Origin of the sequence: Ketogulonicigenium vulgare WSH-001 (assembly GCF_000223375.1) — a bacterium.
In the GTDB taxonomy this organism is placed as follows: domain Bacteria; phylum Pseudomonadota; class Alphaproteobacteria; order Rhodobacterales; family Rhodobacteraceae; genus Ketogulonicigenium; species Ketogulonicigenium vulgare.
This window is the reverse complement of sequence record NC_017384.1, coordinates 2,063,663-2,077,976: the sequence shown is the minus strand read 5'-3', so window position 1 is coordinate 2,077,976 and position 14,314 is coordinate 2,063,663. Positions and strand designations below refer to the sequence as shown.

11 protein-coding genes are annotated in these 14,314 nt (G+C 62.6%); 7 read left to right on the top strand and 4 right to left on the bottom strand.

Annotation, left to right across the window (positions count from 1 at the left end; genetic code table 11):
- Positions 1–18: 18 nt before the first annotated feature.
- The 7 genes from KVU_RS10290 to KVU_RS10260 all read left to right on the top strand — a co-directional run bounded on the left by KVU_RS10290 (position 19) and on the right by KVU_RS10260 (position 11,123).
- Positions 19–789: a hypothetical protein gene (locus tag KVU_RS10290; RefSeq protein WP_013385169.1), complete on the top strand. Its 771-nt coding sequence runs from the start codon at positions 19–21 to the stop codon at positions 787–789.
- Positions 776–5,317, top strand: coding sequence for a glutamate synthase large subunit (gene gltB / locus KVU_RS10285; protein ID WP_013385168.1), 4,542 nt, complete (start codon positions 776–778; stop codon positions 5,315–5,317). The genes KVU_RS10290 and gltB overlap by 14 nt, the downstream gene beginning before the upstream one ends.
- 90 nt (positions 5,318–5,407) lie before the next feature.
- Positions 5,408–6,223 (top strand): flagellar motor protein MotB, encoded by an 816-nt coding sequence (locus KVU_RS10280; RefSeq protein WP_236953102.1) that lies wholly within the window; start codon positions 5,408–5,410, stop codon positions 6,221–6,223.
- Positions 6,224–6,290: 67 nt separating this feature from the next.
- Entirely contained in the window at positions 6,291–7,589 is a 1,299-nt protein-coding gene (locus KVU_RS10275; RefSeq protein ID WP_013385166.1) for a flagellar hook protein FlgE, read from the top strand.
- Between the two features lie 12 nt (positions 7,590–7,601).
- Positions 7,602–9,008: a flagellar hook-associated protein FlgK gene (gene flgK / locus KVU_RS10270; RefSeq protein WP_013385165.1), complete on the top strand. Its 1,407-nt coding sequence runs from the start codon at positions 7,602–7,604 to the stop codon at positions 9,006–9,008.
- A gap of 1 nt (position 9,009) precedes the next feature.
- Positions 9,010–10,011, top strand: a complete 1,002-nt coding sequence (locus tag KVU_RS10265; RefSeq protein ID WP_013385164.1) for a flagellin — start codon at positions 9,010–9,012, stop codon at positions 10,009–10,011.
- A gap of 2 nt (positions 10,012–10,013) precedes the next feature.
- Entirely contained in the window at positions 10,014–11,123 is a 1,110-nt protein-coding gene (locus tag KVU_RS10260; protein ID WP_013385163.1) for a flagellar basal body P-ring protein FlgI, read from the top strand.
- Positions 11,124–11,147: 24 nt separating this feature from the next.
- Here KVU_RS10260 and fliP read toward each other — a convergent pair whose 3' ends face one another.
- From fliP to fliF, 4 genes are read right to left on the bottom strand one after another with little or no spacing between them, the layout of a single operon-like run.
- Positions 11,148–11,882 (bottom strand): flagellar type III secretion system pore protein FliP, encoded by a 735-nt coding sequence (gene fliP / locus KVU_RS10255; RefSeq protein WP_013385162.1) that lies wholly within the window; start codon positions 11,880–11,882, stop codon positions 11,148–11,150.
- Position 11,883: 1 nt separating this feature from the next.
- A complete protein-coding gene (locus KVU_RS10250; protein ID WP_013385161.1) occupies positions 11,884–12,180 on the bottom strand; it encodes a FliM/FliN family flagellar motor switch protein in 297 nt (98 codons plus the stop codon).
- Positions 12,161–12,748: a FliH/SctL family protein gene (locus KVU_RS10245; RefSeq protein ID WP_013385160.1), complete on the bottom strand. Its 588-nt coding sequence runs from the start codon at positions 12,746–12,748 to the stop codon at positions 12,161–12,163. The genes KVU_RS10250 and KVU_RS10245 overlap by 20 nt, the downstream gene beginning before the upstream one ends.
- 3 nt (positions 12,749–12,751) lie before the next feature.
- On the bottom strand, positions 12,752–14,254 hold the full coding sequence (gene fliF / locus KVU_RS10240) for a flagellar basal-body MS-ring/collar protein FliF (protein ID WP_013385159.1): 1,503 nt from the start codon (positions 14,252–14,254) through the stop codon (positions 12,752–12,754).
- Positions 14,255–14,314 lie beyond the last annotated feature (60 nt).

Here is a 14,314-nt window from a genome sequence, read left to right as displayed (position 1 = left end):
CGCGGGCAAGGAGTGGATATGACACATTTTCGCCTTTTCAGCCTCGTCCCCGCTTTTGCTGCGGTCGCAACCCTGCTGCCGCTGGCGGCCGGCGCGCAGCAACAGCGTAACCCGAACACCACCTTTGCCGTGCCCGCCGGATGCGAGGCACGGCTGACGGTGCAGGGCCGCGCCTGCGTCGTGTCGCATCACTTTACCTGCAGCGCCGACCCCGAAGGCTATCAGCGCCGCATCGACATCAATGAAGAAGGCCCGGTCTATGTCGGCATGATCGACGCGGAAACGCAGTGGATCGAAAGCCGCCATCTGCGTTCCGGCCTGACGGAACAGCTTTTGCCGAACCCGGCCGATCCGGCCAGCCTGTCTGATCTGATCGCCACCGGGCGGGACGATTATGACTTCTCGACCACCAGCAGTGCGCCCGGTCAGCAGCCGTTTGTCATGAACTATCGTGGCTATGACCGCCTGACCGGCGAGACGCTGACGGTGGATGGCGAGACGCTGGATCAGACCGAATTCAGCATCCGTGCCTTTGACGCGGCGGGCCAATTGGTCTGGCAGTCCGAGGGCAACGAATACATTAGCCGTGAATGGCGCCATTTCCTGTCGGGCAGTTCGACCATCTCGACGTCCGAGGACACATTCACCGATGATAATAGCCCGGTGCGCATCAGCCGCCCCGGCGAGGCTGGCTTTTTGTCCGCCGTTCCCGCTTTTGGCTGTGGCGATCTGATGTCGTCCCTGCCGCAACCCCCATCTTTGAAGGAGTCTCGCCATGAGCAGCTATGACGCAACCTGGGTTGCAGCCGAGGAAGCCAAGCGTAAATGGATGTCCGAGAATTCGCTCTATCGCGAAGAGGATGAGCATTCCTCTTGCGGTGTGGGCCTTGTTGTCGCCATCGATGGCACGCCCTCGCGCTCGGTCGTGGAAAAGGGCATTACCGCGCTGAAAGCCATCTGGCACCGCGGCGCAGTGGATGCCGATGGCAAGACCGGCGACGGCGCAGGCATCCATATCCAGATCCCGGCTCCGTTCTTTCACGACCAAGTCCGCAGCACCGGGCACGAGCCTGCAACCGACAAGCTGATGGCCGTCGGGCAGGTCTTCCTGCCGCGCACCGATTTTGGCGCGCAAGAGCGCTGCCGCACCATCGTCGAGGCCGAAGTGCTGCGCATGGGCCATTACATCTATGGCTGGCGCCACGTGCCGGTGGACACATCTGTCTTGGGTGAAAAGGCGAATGCGACCCGCCCCGAGATTGAGCAAATCCTGATCCGCTGCGAAAAAAACATCGACGCCGAGCAGTTCGAGCGCGAGCTGTACATCATCCGTCGCCGCATCGAGAAAGCCGCCGCTGCCGGTCAGGTCAACGGCCTCTATATCTGTTCGCTGTCCTGCCGCTCGATCATCTATAAGGGCATGATGCTGGCCGAGCAGGTCGCGGTGTTCTATCCCGATCTGATGGACGACCGTTTCGAGTCGGCCTTTGCGATCTATCACCAGCGCTATTCGACCAACACTTTCCCGCAATGGTCGCTGGCGCAGCCCTTCCGCATGCTGGCCCATAACGGCGAGATCAACACGCTGAAGGGCAACATCAACTGGATGAAAAGCCACGAGATCCGCATGGCGCACGGCGCCTTTGGCGACATGGCCGAGGATATCAAGCCGATCATCCCCGCTGGCACTTCCGACTCGGGCGCGCTGGATGCCGTGTTCGAGGTGATGGTGCGCGCCGGTCGCAATGCGCCGATGGCGAAAACCATGCTGGTGCCCGAAGCCTGGTCGAAAAACGTCGGCGAGATGCCCAAGGCTTGGGCCGATATGTATGCCTATTGCAACACCGTGATGGAGCCGTGGGACGGCCCCGCCGCGCTGGCGATGACCGATGGTCGCTGGGTCTGCGGCGGTCTGGACCGCAACGGCCTGCGCCCGATGCGCTATGTCGTGACGGGCGAGGGGATGCTGATCGCAGGCTCCGAAGTTGGCATGGTGCCCGTGAACGAGCGCACCGTTGTCGAGAAAGGCGCGCTTGGCCCCGGCCAGATGATTGCCGTCGATATGCAAACCGGCAAGCTGTACCACGACCGCGAGATCAAGGACAAACTGGCCGCCGCCCAGCCCTTTGGCGATTGGGTTGAAAAGTCGGTGTCCTTCTCGTCCACCGTTGTCACGCTGCCCGAAAAGCGCCTGTTCTCGGGCGCAGCCCTGCGCAAGCGGCAGATTGCGGCTGGCTATTCGGTCGAGGAGCTGGAGCAAGTCCTGACGCCCATGGCCGAGGACGGCAAGGAAATGATCGCCTCGATGGGCGATGACACGCCGGTTGCGGTGCTGTCCAAGCAATACCGCCCGCTGTCGCATTACTTCCGCCAGAACTTTAGCCAGGTCACCAACCCGCCGATCGACAGCTTGCGCGAAAGCCGCGTGATGTCGCTGAAGACGCGCTTTGGCAACCTCAAGAACGTGCTGGACGAAAGCAGCAACCAGACCGAAACGCTGGTCATGGACACGCCGTTCATCTGCACCGGCGAGTTCGAGGAGCTGCTGCGTCAATTCGATGGCGCGGGCGTTGTCACCATCGACTGCACCTTTGATGCGGGCAGCACCCAAGACGCGCTGCGCGGCGGGCTGGAACGTATCCGCGCCGAGGCCGAAGATGCCGTGCGTTCGGGCGCGAGCCATATCGTGCTGACCGATGAATTCCAGTCGGAAACCCGTGTGGCGATGCCGATGATCCTTGCGACCTCGGCTGTTCATAGCTGGTTGACGCGCAAGGGCCTGCGGACTTTCTGTTCGTTGAACGTGCGCGCCGCGGAATGTATCGACCCCCATTACTTTGCCGTGCTGATCTCCTCTGGCGCGACAACCGTGAACGCTTACCTTGCCGAGGATTCCATCGGCGACCGGATCGAGCGCGGCTTGCTGGACGGCACGCTGGAAGATGCGATGCGCCGCTATCGCGAGGCGGTGAATGCCGGCCTTTTGAAAATCATGGCCAAGATGGGCATTTCGGTCATCTCGTCCTATCGCGGCGGCCTGAATTTCGAGGCTGTCGGTCTGTCGCGCTCGATGGTCGATGAATATTTCCCCGGCATGCAATCGCGCATCTCGGGCATCGGTCTGATCGGCATCCAGCACAAGGCCGAACAGGTCCATGCTTTGGGCTGGAAGGGCGGCCAGGACGTGTTGCCGATCGGCGGCTTTTACAAGTCGCGCCGTTCGGGCGAAAAGCACGCTTGGGAAGCGCAGACGATGCATATGTTGCAAGCCGCCTGTGACCGCGCCAGCTACGAGCTGTGGCAGCGCTATTCGCAGGCGATGCAGGCGAACCCGCCGATCCATCTGCGCGACCTGCTGGCGATCAAGCCGCTGGGCGGCGCCGTGCCGATCGAGGAAGTGGAAAGCATCACCTCGATCCGCAAGCGCTTTGTGACGCCCGGCATGAGCCTTGGCGCGCTCTCGCCCGAGGCGCATATGACGCTGAACATCGCCATGAACCGCATCGGTGCGAAATCCGACAGCGGCGAGGGCGGCGAGGACCCGGCGCACAGCCATCCGCTGCCCAACGGCGACAACCCTTGTGCCAAGATCAAACAGGTGGCTTCGGGCCGTTTCGGTGTGACCGCCGAATATCTGAATGCCTGCGAGGAACTGGAGATCAAGGTCGCCCAAGGCGCGAAACCCGGCGAAGGTGGCCAGCTGCCCGGCATGAAAGTGACCGAGCTGATCGCCCGTCTGCGTCACTCGACCAAGGGCGTGACGCTGATCTCGCCGCCGCCGCACCACGATATCTATTCGATCGAGGATCTGGCGCAGCTGATCTATGACCTGAAACAGATCAACCCGCGCTGTAAAGTGACGGTCAAGCTGGTCTCGTCCTCGGGCGTTGGTACGATTGCGGCGGGTGTGGCCAAGGCCAAGGCCGATGTCATTCTGGTCTCGGGCCATAACGGCGGTACGGGCGCAAGCCCGGGCACATCGATCAAACACGCGGGCCTGCCGTGGGAGATGGGCCTGACCGAGGCGCATCAGGTTCTGACGATGAACAACCTGCGTGATCGCGTCACTTTGCGCACCGATGGCGGTCTGCGCACCGGCCGCGATATCGTCATCGCTGCGATGCTGGGGGCCGAGGAATACGGCATCGGCACTGCTGCGCTGATCGCGATGGGCTGTATCATGGTGCGTCAGTGCCAGTCGAACACCTGCCCGGTGGGCGTCTGCACCCAGAACCCCGAACTGCGCCAGAAGTTCACCGGCTCGGCCGATAAAGTGGTCAACCTGATCACCTTCTATGCCACCGAAGTGCGCGAGATTCTGGCCAGCATCGGTGCGCGCAGCCTGGATGAGGTGATCGGCCGCGCGGATCTGCTGTCGCAGATCAGCCGTGGTTCGGCGCGTCTTGACGACCTCGACCTGAACCCGCTGCTGATCCAGGTGGATGGCTCCAAGCGTCACACCTATGACCGCAGCCGCCCGCGCAACGCGGTGCCGGACACGCTGGACGCCGAAATCGTCAAGGACGCGCAGCGGTTCTTGAACGACGGCGAAAAGATGCAGCTTGATTACGCGGTGCAGAACACGCTGCGCACCATCGGGACGCGCGTCTCTAGCCATATCGTGACCAAGTTCGGGATGCGCAACAGCCTGCAAGACGATCACCTGACGCTGAAGCTGACGGGATCGGCCGGTCAAAGTCTGGGGGCCTTTGCGGTCCACGGGCTGAAGATCGAAGTGTCTGGCGAGGCGAATGACTATGTCGGCAAGGGCCTGTCAGGCGGCACGATTATCGTGCGCCCGCCGATGTCCTCGCCCTTGGTTGCGGCGGAAAACACGATCATCGGCAACACCGTGCTTTATGGTGCGACCGACGGTTACCTGTTTGCGGCTGGCCGTGCGGGCGAGCGTTTCGCGGTCCGTAACTCGGGCGCAAAGGTCGTGATCGAAGGCTGTGGCACCAACGGTTGTGAATATATGACCGGCGGCACGGCTGTGATCCTCGGCACGATTGGCGCGAACTTTGGCGCAGGCATGACGGGCGGTATGGCGTATCTTTATGATCCCGAAGGGCGTGCCTCGGCGATGATCAATATGGAAACGCTGGTCACCTGTCCGATCACCGTCACCCATTGGGAGGCCGAGCTGCGCGCGATGATCGAGCGTCATGCCCACGAGACAGGATCGCGCAAGGCGATCGAGATCTTGGCGAATTGGGATGCCGAAGTGCCGAACTTCTTGCAGGTCTGCCCGACCGAGATGCTCGCCAGCCTGAAACATCCGCTGACGACCGAAGTGGTCGCAGTTCCCGCAGAATAAGAGAAAGCCCCGCCCCGTGCGGGGCTTTTTCATTAACAGGGGCTTCATCCCTTGCACGTTAGTCTGACCCTGCAATTTGGCGGGGTCGGCATGGCACAGACGGGAAATCAGCGCATCATTATCAAACGCAAAAAGGTGGTCGCGGGCGGCGGCCATCATGGCGGCGCGTGGAAGGTCGCCTATGCCGATTTCGTCACCGCGATGATGGCGTTCTTTTTGCTGATGTGGATCATCAATTCCATCACCGAAGAGCAGCGCGACGGGTTGGCGAATTTCTTTGCCACCGGAACGCCTGTCAGCACGGTCAGTGGCGGCGCGGATGGTATGTTCGGTGGGCGCGACAGCCAATCGCAGCAGGTCGGCCCCGCTGTCGGCAGCGGCATGGATTACATCACGGGCCGGATGCCCACCGCGCGCGGCGCCAGTGCCGCCCAATCCAGTGATATCCTCGCACTCGAGGATATCGCGCGGGTGCTGTCCGGCCAAAGCGGCGAAAGTCTGGTCGATGACGCGATCCAGCGCCATATCATCACACGCATGACGGACGAGGGGCTGGTGATCGAGGTGTTTTCCACCCCCGATGCGCCGGTTTTTCAGCCCGGTGGCACAGTGCTGACGCCGCTTAGTCTTGCGATTATCCAGATGATTGCCAGCGTTGCGGCGCAGGTGGAGAACGGTATCGCTGTGGCGGCGCATCTGCCGCAACAGGCGGGCACTGATCAGGGCGCATGGGCGCTGACAGCCGCCCGCGCCGATACTATACGCGCCGCGCTGGAGGGGGCAGGCGTCGCGCCCGTGCGCCTGCGCCGCGTGACAGGTCACGCTGACCGCAGCCCGATCACCCTTGATCCAACGGTACAGCGCAATGATCGCGTTGAAATCACCGTCCTGCGCAATGGTCGCTGACGGATTGTTAAGACCCTCTGCCTAGCCTGAGCATCACGGATGATTCCCACAGTTGAAAAGGTGCCGCATGTCTATTTCTTCTTCGATGAACGCAGGCGTTGCGGGCCTGTCGGCCAACGCGAACAAGCTGGCGACGATCTCGGACAATATCGCGAATTCCTCGACCAACGGCTATAAGCGCGCCCAGACCGAGTTCTATGCGATGGTCATCGGCAGCAGCAGCACGAAATATACCGCAGGCGGCGTGCGCACCACCGCGACGCGGGTGATTGATGAACGCGGGCCGCTGGTCTCGACCAGCAATGCAACTGATATCGCGATCAGCGGGCGGGGCTTTTTGCCAGTCACCACGCTATCCGCGATTGAAGCGGGCGGCGCGCTGCCGTTTCAAATGACGACGACCGGATCGTTCAGCCCGAATGCGGCGGGGTATCTGACCACTGCCAGTGGCCATGTGTTGATGGGCTGGGCGGCCGACAGCACCGGATCAATCGGCACGCAGTCGCGCGACACGACATCGGGCCTGACGCCGGTGCGCGTGCTGACGAACCAAGTGGTAGGGTCCCCCACAACGCAACTGACACTGGCCGCGAACCTGCCTGCGACGTCGACCGAGGCGGGCGCCACCGGCACGGTCGAGACGCAGGTCATCGAATATTACGACAACCTTGGTAAGACCAAAACGCTGAGCGTGAATTATATCCCCACCGTTCCCGCGACGGGCGAATCGAACACCTGGACGGTCGAGATCTATGACGACGCCCAGGGCGGGGCGCTGGTTGGCACCTATGATCTGGTGTTCGATGATTCGCGCACGGGGGGCGGGCGATTGCTGTCGGTGACCACGATTGCGGGTGGCCCCTATGACCCTGCGACGGGTCTCATGTCGATCGATGTCGCCTCTGGGCCGCTGACGATCAACCTTGGCGTGCCGGGGCAGGCGGATGGGATGACGCAATTGTCCGACGGATTTGCACCCGTGGCCGTGACACGCGATGGGGCGCCCTCGGGCACGTTGACGGGGGTCGAAGTGGATGCAAGCGGCAAGCTTTATGGCACCTACAGCAACGGCCTGACACGGCTGCTGTATCAGATTCCCGTGGTTGATGTACCCAATGTGAACGGTTTGCAGGCCTTGGGCAGCCAGACCTATGCGGTCAGTCAAGACAGCGGCGCGTTCTTTTTGTGGGACGCGGGCGCGGGGCCGACCGGCGAGATGCTGGGCTATGCGAGTGAGGGATCTGCCGTCGATGTGGCGACGGAGCTGACGCAGATGATCCAGACCCAACGTGCCTATTCCTCGAACGCCAAGGTCATCCAGACCGTGGACGAGATGCTGCAGGAAACCACCAATCTGAAACGTTAACGGAGCCGCGCCATGAGCCTGACCTATTCGCTGGGCAATGCTTTATCTGGCCTTGCCGCCGTCTCGCGCCAGACCGAGGTGATTTCATCCAATATCTCGAACGCGCTGACCGAGGGCTATGCGCGGCGCGAGGTGGCGCTGTCCGCCAGCTCCATCGGCGGGCGCGGCGCGGGGGTGACGGTTGATGGCGTCACGCGCGCGGTGAATGCCGCGATCACAGCGGATCGGCGGGCCGCACAGACACATATGTCGGGGGCCCTCGCGCTATCCGACGGCTTGGCGCGGCTTGAGGTTGCGATGGGCAGCGCCGCAGATGCGGGTTCCATCGCGGGTCGGATTGGCGCGCTAGAGCAGGCTTTGGTTGCCGCTGCGGCGGAACCCAGTTCCGATGCGGGGCTGCAGGCGGCACAGCAGGCGTTGCAAGCTGTGGTCAGCACCCTGAACGCCAGCGCGGCCAAGGTGCAGCAAATGCGCGTCGATGCCGATGCGGATATCGCCACGCAGATCAAAGCGTTGAACACCAGCCTGACACAGATTGCCGCGCTGAACACGCAGATCAGCCGTGCGCTCACCACAGGTGCAGATGCGGCGGGGTTGATGGATCAGCGCGCCATACTGATCGATCAGGTCGCCTCGCTTGTGCCGCTGACCGAAGTGCCGCGCGACAATGGGGCCGTCGCCCTGATGGCGCCGGGCGGGGTGATGCTGGTCGATAACAGCGCAGCAACATTCAGCTTTACGCATTCCCACACGATCACCGCCGATATGACACTGGAGAACGGGCTGCTGTCGGGTGTGCTGGTCGATGGCCGTCCGCTGGATGCGAGCGGCGGGATGGGCAAGCTGGCGGGCGGCACGCTGGGCGCAGCCTTTGCCCTGCGTGATACGGTGCTGACGGCCGCACAATCGGGGCTGGATGAGATTGCCGCCGATCTTGCGCTGAAGTTCCAAGATAGCGCGAATGACCCCAGCATTGCTGGAGGTCTTGGCCTGTTTACCGATTCAGGCGGTCTTGTTGATCCCAGCGATGCAACAGGACTTTCCGCGCGGCTACGGTTGAACACGCTGATTGACCCCGCCCAAGGCGGCAGCGCGCAACTTTTGCGCGACGGCCTGTATGGCGGCGGCACCGCCGTGGGCAGCGCGGTGCAGCTCAACCGCTGGTCGTCGGCACTGGGCCAAAGCAGCGCGCTGGCCGCCGGCGTTTTGAACGACATCGCTGCCGCGCGCGTCAGCAGCGATCGCGAGGCCAGCTATCAATCCGCCCTGTTCAACAGCCTGTACAGTGCCGAGGCCGCGCAGGGCGTCGATACCGACCGTGAAATGCAGAAATTGCTTTTGATCGAAACCTCTTACGCGGCGAATGCCAAGGTCCTTCAGGCCGTGGACGGAATGCTGCAAACCCTGTTGGAGATTTGACATGGCCTTTACACCGCTCAGTGACCTAGGTCGTCATTTCGCGAACCAGCAGGCGAATGTGCAGATGCGAGAGCGTTTGGCCATCCTGACGGCCGAGGTCGCATCCGGCGAGGCGCATGATTTGCCAGCGCAGCTGGGCACGCGGGCCAATCAGTTCGCCGCACATGACTATCGTCTTGGCATGATCGCCAGCTATTCAAAGGCGGGGAGTCTGATGGCCACGCAGCTTGCCGCAGCACAAAGCGCGCTGGAAAATATCGACCTGCAGCGCAGCACGATCAGCACACAGCTGATTGCCATCAGCCCGCAAGCCACACAGGTTGAACTCAGCGCCGGGGCCGAGGCGGCGCGCAACGGCTTTGCCCAGCTGATTTCGGCCCTCAACACCCAGATCGGCGGCGTGACGCTATTCGCGGGCACGGCATCTGGCGCCCCGGCGACAGCTTCGGCGGATGTCATGCTGAGCGCCATCGAGACCTATATCGGTGGGGCCGTCACGGTCAGTGATGTCCAAAATGGTATCGCGGAATGGTTCGCGGATATTTTTCCGACTGATCCAGCCGAAGGATATCAAGGCAATACGCAAAATATGGGACGGCAGATCGACAAGGATCTATCCGTCGCGTTGGACGTGCGCGCGGATGATCCGGTGGTGATGCAACTTCTGCAAGATCTTGCGACCGCCGCGATTGCCGACCGGCTTGGCTTTTCCGGGGTCGCGCAGGCGCAGCTTTTGAACAAGGCGGGTGAGGGGCTGATAACCCAGGCCAGCGGCCTGACCGAAGTGCGCGCCCGCGTAGGTCTTGCAGAGCAAACGCTTGCGCAAAGCCAGACGCGATTGGCCGCCGAAAAAACCAGCCTTGGCACAGCCCGCAATGATCTGGCGCAGGTGGATACGTTCGAGGCCGCGACAGCCCTGCAGGCAGTCTCGGACCAGCTCGAGTTGCATTATACGCTGACGGCGCGCCTCGCGGCGCTGACACTGACCAATTATCTGAGGTAGAGATGCGTGCAATTTTGCTGGCGGCCTGCGCCGCGATGGCGCTGGTCACTGTTCCCTTGCAGGCCGCGCCGACGCGGCTAAAGGATCTGGTCGAATTCGACGGCGTCCGCGGCAATGATCTGGTTGGATACGGTCTGGTCGTCGGCCTGAACGGCACGGGAGATGGCATCCGCAACGCGCCCTTTACCGAAGAGATTATGGCCAATGTGCTGGAACGCCTTGGCGTGAATATTACGGGCGAGCAATTTCGCCCGCGCAATGTCGCGGCGGTCATGGTCACCGCGCGCCTGCCACCCTTTGCGCGTGCGGGCAGTCCGATGGATGTGACCGTATCCGCGATTGGCGATGCCTCCAGCCTGCTGGGCGGCACATTGGTTATGACGCCGCTTAATGCTGCAGATGGCGAGATATACGCCGTTGCGCAGGGTACAATCATCGCCGGTGGCTTTTCGGCCGAGGCGCAGGCGGCCCGCGTCACGCAGGGCGTTCCAACGGCCGGCGTCATTCCGGCAGGGGCGACGATTGAGCGCGAGGTTGATTTTGATTTTCGCACCCTCAGCAATGTGCGTCTTGCGCTGCGCACGCCGGATTTTACCACGGCTGCGCGGATTGAAACGGCTGTGAACCAGACCTTTGGTCGCGCGGTCGCTGTGATGCAGGACGCCGGCACCGTCATTGTCAGCATCGCGCAGACCCAAGCCTCCTCACCCGCCCATGCCATGAGTCAGATTGAGAACATCCTGGTCGAGCCGGAAATCCGCGCGCGCGTGGTGGTTGATCAACGCTCGGGCACGATTGTGATTGGCGAAGACGTGCGGATCAGCCGTGTCGCCGTCTCGCAGGGGAGATTGACTGTGCGGGTCGAGGAAAGCCCGATGGTTGTGCAGCCAAATCCGTTCTCGAACGGCGAGACGGTTGTTGTGCCGCAAAGCACCGCGGCGCTGTCGGTCGATCCGGGCACAGGCGGCATGGCCGAGGTGAACACTGGCACCTCTTTATCTGAATTGGTCGCAGGCATGAACGCCTTGGGCGTCGCGCCGCATGATATGATCGATATCCTGAAAAGCATCCGCGCCGCTGGCGCGTTGCATGCCGAATTCATCGTCTACTAGGGCGCAGGTCGCGCGCCCTAGCGGTTAGAAATAGTTGCGAACCAGACTGCTGGCGAGCAGGCTCCAGCCATCGGCGACGACAAAGAAGGCCAGTTTGAACGGCAAGGCGACGACCGCAGGTGGCACCATCATCATCCCCATCGACATCAGCACCGCCGCAACGACCAAATCAATGATCAGAAATGGCAGGAAGATCAGAAAGCCGATCTGAAAGGCGCGCGACAGCTCGCTGAGAAGAAAGCTGGGCACCAGCGTTGACAGCGGCGCGTCCGTCACGGCAACGCCCACAGTATCAGGACGCAGGCTGGCCATGGTCTGGTAGGTCGTCGGATCGACGCGCCCGGACATAAAGGTCTGAAACGGGGCCATGGCCGCGCGCAGGGCTGCATCCACCGGCAGACGATCTTCCAGCAAAGGGGCGATGCCATTCGCCCAGGCCTCATCAAACACCGGCGCCATGACATACCATGTCAGGAACAAGGCCAGCGTCACGATCAGCATATTGGGCGGCGATTGCTGTGTCCCAAGGCCTTGTCGTAGGATCGAAAGCACCGTCACCATGAACGGAAAGCTGGTGAACATGATCGCCAACGCGGGCACAAGGCTGATCAGGGTCACCATGACCAACAATTGCACCGAGCGCCCGGCGACCGAACCCTCGCCAAAGTCTAACCCGAGGGATTGGATATCCACTCCCTGTGCACCCGCCGCCCCCGCCAAAAGGGTTAGTGCGACGCTGAACAGCGCGATGGCCCGCATGTTAAAGGTGCTCGCCGGGGGTTGTGGCGACTTCGGTTAGACGCACGGCAAGTTGGCCGGGCTCGTCTTCGGATTCTTGCAATTCGCCGCGGGCGATCAAGCGGTCGCCGATATAGATCTCGACCGGATCATCAATGCGGCGGTCGAGTTGCAGCACGGCGTTTTCCTCCAGCGCCAGCAGTTCGCGCACCGATGGGCGGCTGCGGCCGACGGCGATTGTAACCTCGATCGGTACGTTCCACAGGGCGGGATTGGCACCCTCTAGCAGGGGTTTGGCGTCAGGCAGAGTGTCGGACATGGTTTTCCTCGGGCTGCGGTTTTGCGATAATGTGCGCGGCGATCTGCATCAGATCCTGTAAACATGTATGAATGGCCTGCACATCGAGGCAGGTTTCCCCCGCCTTCGTGCCGATCAACACCATGCCGGGCGGCAGTTCCGTGCGCAGTTGCAAGCTGCAATAGCTGGGAAGTTGCGCGGCATGGGCCGTCATCAGGGCGTGATCCTCGGGTGCGAGGTCGATCGTGATATGTGCGGGCAGATCCTGCGCAGCGGCCTGATCCAAGGCCTCGGCCAAGTATAGGCGCAGGCTGGTGCCGCGCGTTCCAGGTAAAAGCTGTTGGCACAGCGCGTCAAAAAAGGGCGTCAGGCTGGCCAGGACGGTGCGGCGTGCATCGCTGTGGGTAAAGGCCAGCGCGCTAAAATGGGCGGCCAGTTCTGTCAGCGCATGGGCGGTGCGGGCCGCCTCGCGCTGTTCGCATTCGGCCATCGCATCGGCATAGCCGGCCAGATAATCCGCGCTCGGCCCCGCAGGCACAGCGGGGGCGGGGTCAAATGAGGTCAAATCGACAGGGCGCCGCATCATCATGGCTTATCCGTGATCGGGCTTGCGCCCATCCTCGACCCAAGATTGCAGCAGGCGCACCGAATCCTCTTGCCGGTCAGCGATCAGCGCCGTCAGCCGTGCGACCGGGTCGGGTGCATCCAGCGCCGCAAAACCGTCAGCCATCGGCATCGCCATCGCAAAGGAATCGTCCAACAGCGGCGGCAGGCTATCGACCTGCGGCTTGGGCCGCAGCAGTGGCCGCAGCACGAATAGCCCAAGGATCAGCGCGACCAAAGCCAGCGCGCCAAATTGCACCAATTGCATCGGATCGAACAGGCGGGCGGGTGCGGCAACAGCCTCGGTTCCTAGAACGGGCGGCGCCACAAAGGGCATGGCGCGCAGGGTGATCACATCCCCTCGCGCCGCGTCGAAGCCGACGGCAGAGGCCACAAGCTCGCGCAGCGCCTCTAACTCATCCGGGGCGCGGGGCGCGGCCTCGGGGCCGGTCGGCTCGTTCACCAGCACCGCAACGGTCAGGCGGCGGACGGCGCCGGGGGCGCGCAGCACCTCGCGGCTGGTTTCGGACAGTTCGTAATTGGTCACGTTCCGGCTTTCACGGTCCTCGCTGCTCGAACTGCCAGCCTCTTGATTGGCCGCGCCGTCGGGCAGGTTCGAGGCGACGGTCACACTGCCATCTGCATTGCCCTGACTGCGCCGCGCGGTTTCCGAGACATCGTTCGAGACGACAACACGTCCCTCGGGATCAAGGCGACGCTCGAAAATTGATTCGGTATCGGTCACGGTCTCGACCGCCAGCTCCACCACGGCATTTCCGGCACCAACCCGCGCCTCGAGCAAACTGCGGACGCGGTTGCGCAGCTCGTCCTGCCGCGTATCGGCCAGTTGCGCATTGTCGGGCGCGGCAATCAGCCCGGCCTTTGCATCGATGACCGCGACATTCCCCGGATCAAGCCCCGGCACAGCCGCCGCGATCAGCGAGCGGAACGCCTGTGCCTGTTGTTGGCTGGCCGACCCGCTTGCCATTGTGACGGTCACCGCGGCCGTCGCGGGTTCCCCTTGTTGAAAGACGCGGGCTGCGGGGGGCGATATATGGACACGTGCGGCTTGCAGGCCGGGAACGGCCAGAATCGTGCGCGCCAACTCGCCCTCTTTCGCGCGCCAATAGGCGGCATCAAACATTTGCGCAGTGGTGCCAAAGCCCGACAGATTGTCCAGCAGCTCATACCCTTGCGCGCCGGGCGCAGGCAGGCCAGCACCGGCAAGGGTCATACGCAGCAGATCACGCGATGCGGCAGGCACATAGATCGCATCGCCGCGCACCTCGAACGGCAGCCGCTGCTGTTCCACGGCGGCGACAACCTCGGCCGAGGCGGCGGGATCAAGGCCCGCATAAAGCAGCGCCATATCCGGACGTCCCACACCCCGTGCAAGGCCAATGACGGCCAAAAAGATCCCCAGCGTTGCGGCCACCAAGATGATTCGCCGCCGCAGGGAAAAGCCAGACCAAAGGGCCAAAAGATTTTGCACGATACGCTCCGTCCTTGCTGCGGCGGCTTCTGCCGATGCGCTCAGTAAAGACCTGCGCGC

Coding starts and splice junctions, on each gene's coding strand:
- KVU_RS10290 (WP_013385169.1), top strand. CDS start 19: ATGACACATTTTCGCCTTTTCAGCCTCGTCCCCGCTTTTGCTGCGGTC.
- gltB (WP_013385168.1), top strand. CDS start 776: ATGAGCAGCTATGACGCAACCTGGGTTGCAGCCGAGGAAGCCAAGCGT.
- KVU_RS10280 (WP_236953102.1), top strand. CDS start 5,408: ATGGCACAGACGGGAAATCAGCGCATCATTATCAAACGCAAAAAGGTG.
- KVU_RS10275 (WP_013385166.1), top strand. CDS start 6,291: ATGTCTATTTCTTCTTCGATGAACGCAGGCGTTGCGGGCCTGTCGGCC.
- flgK (WP_013385165.1), top strand. CDS start 7,602: ATGAGCCTGACCTATTCGCTGGGCAATGCTTTATCTGGCCTTGCCGCC.
- KVU_RS10265 (WP_013385164.1), top strand. CDS start 9,010: ATGGCCTTTACACCGCTCAGTGACCTAGGTCGTCATTTCGCGAACCAG.
- KVU_RS10260 (WP_013385163.1), top strand. CDS start 10,014: ATGCGTGCAATTTTGCTGGCGGCCTGCGCCGCGATGGCGCTGGTCACT.
- fliP (WP_013385162.1), bottom strand. CDS start 11,882: ATGCGGGCCATCGCGCTGTTCAGCGTCGCACTAACCCTTTTGGCGGGG.
- KVU_RS10250 (WP_013385161.1), bottom strand. CDS start 12,180: ATGTCCGACACTCTGCCTGACGCCAAACCCCTGCTAGAGGGTGCCAAT.
- KVU_RS10245 (WP_013385160.1), bottom strand. CDS start 12,748: ATGATGATGCGGCGCCCTGTCGATTTGACCTCATTTGACCCCGCCCCC.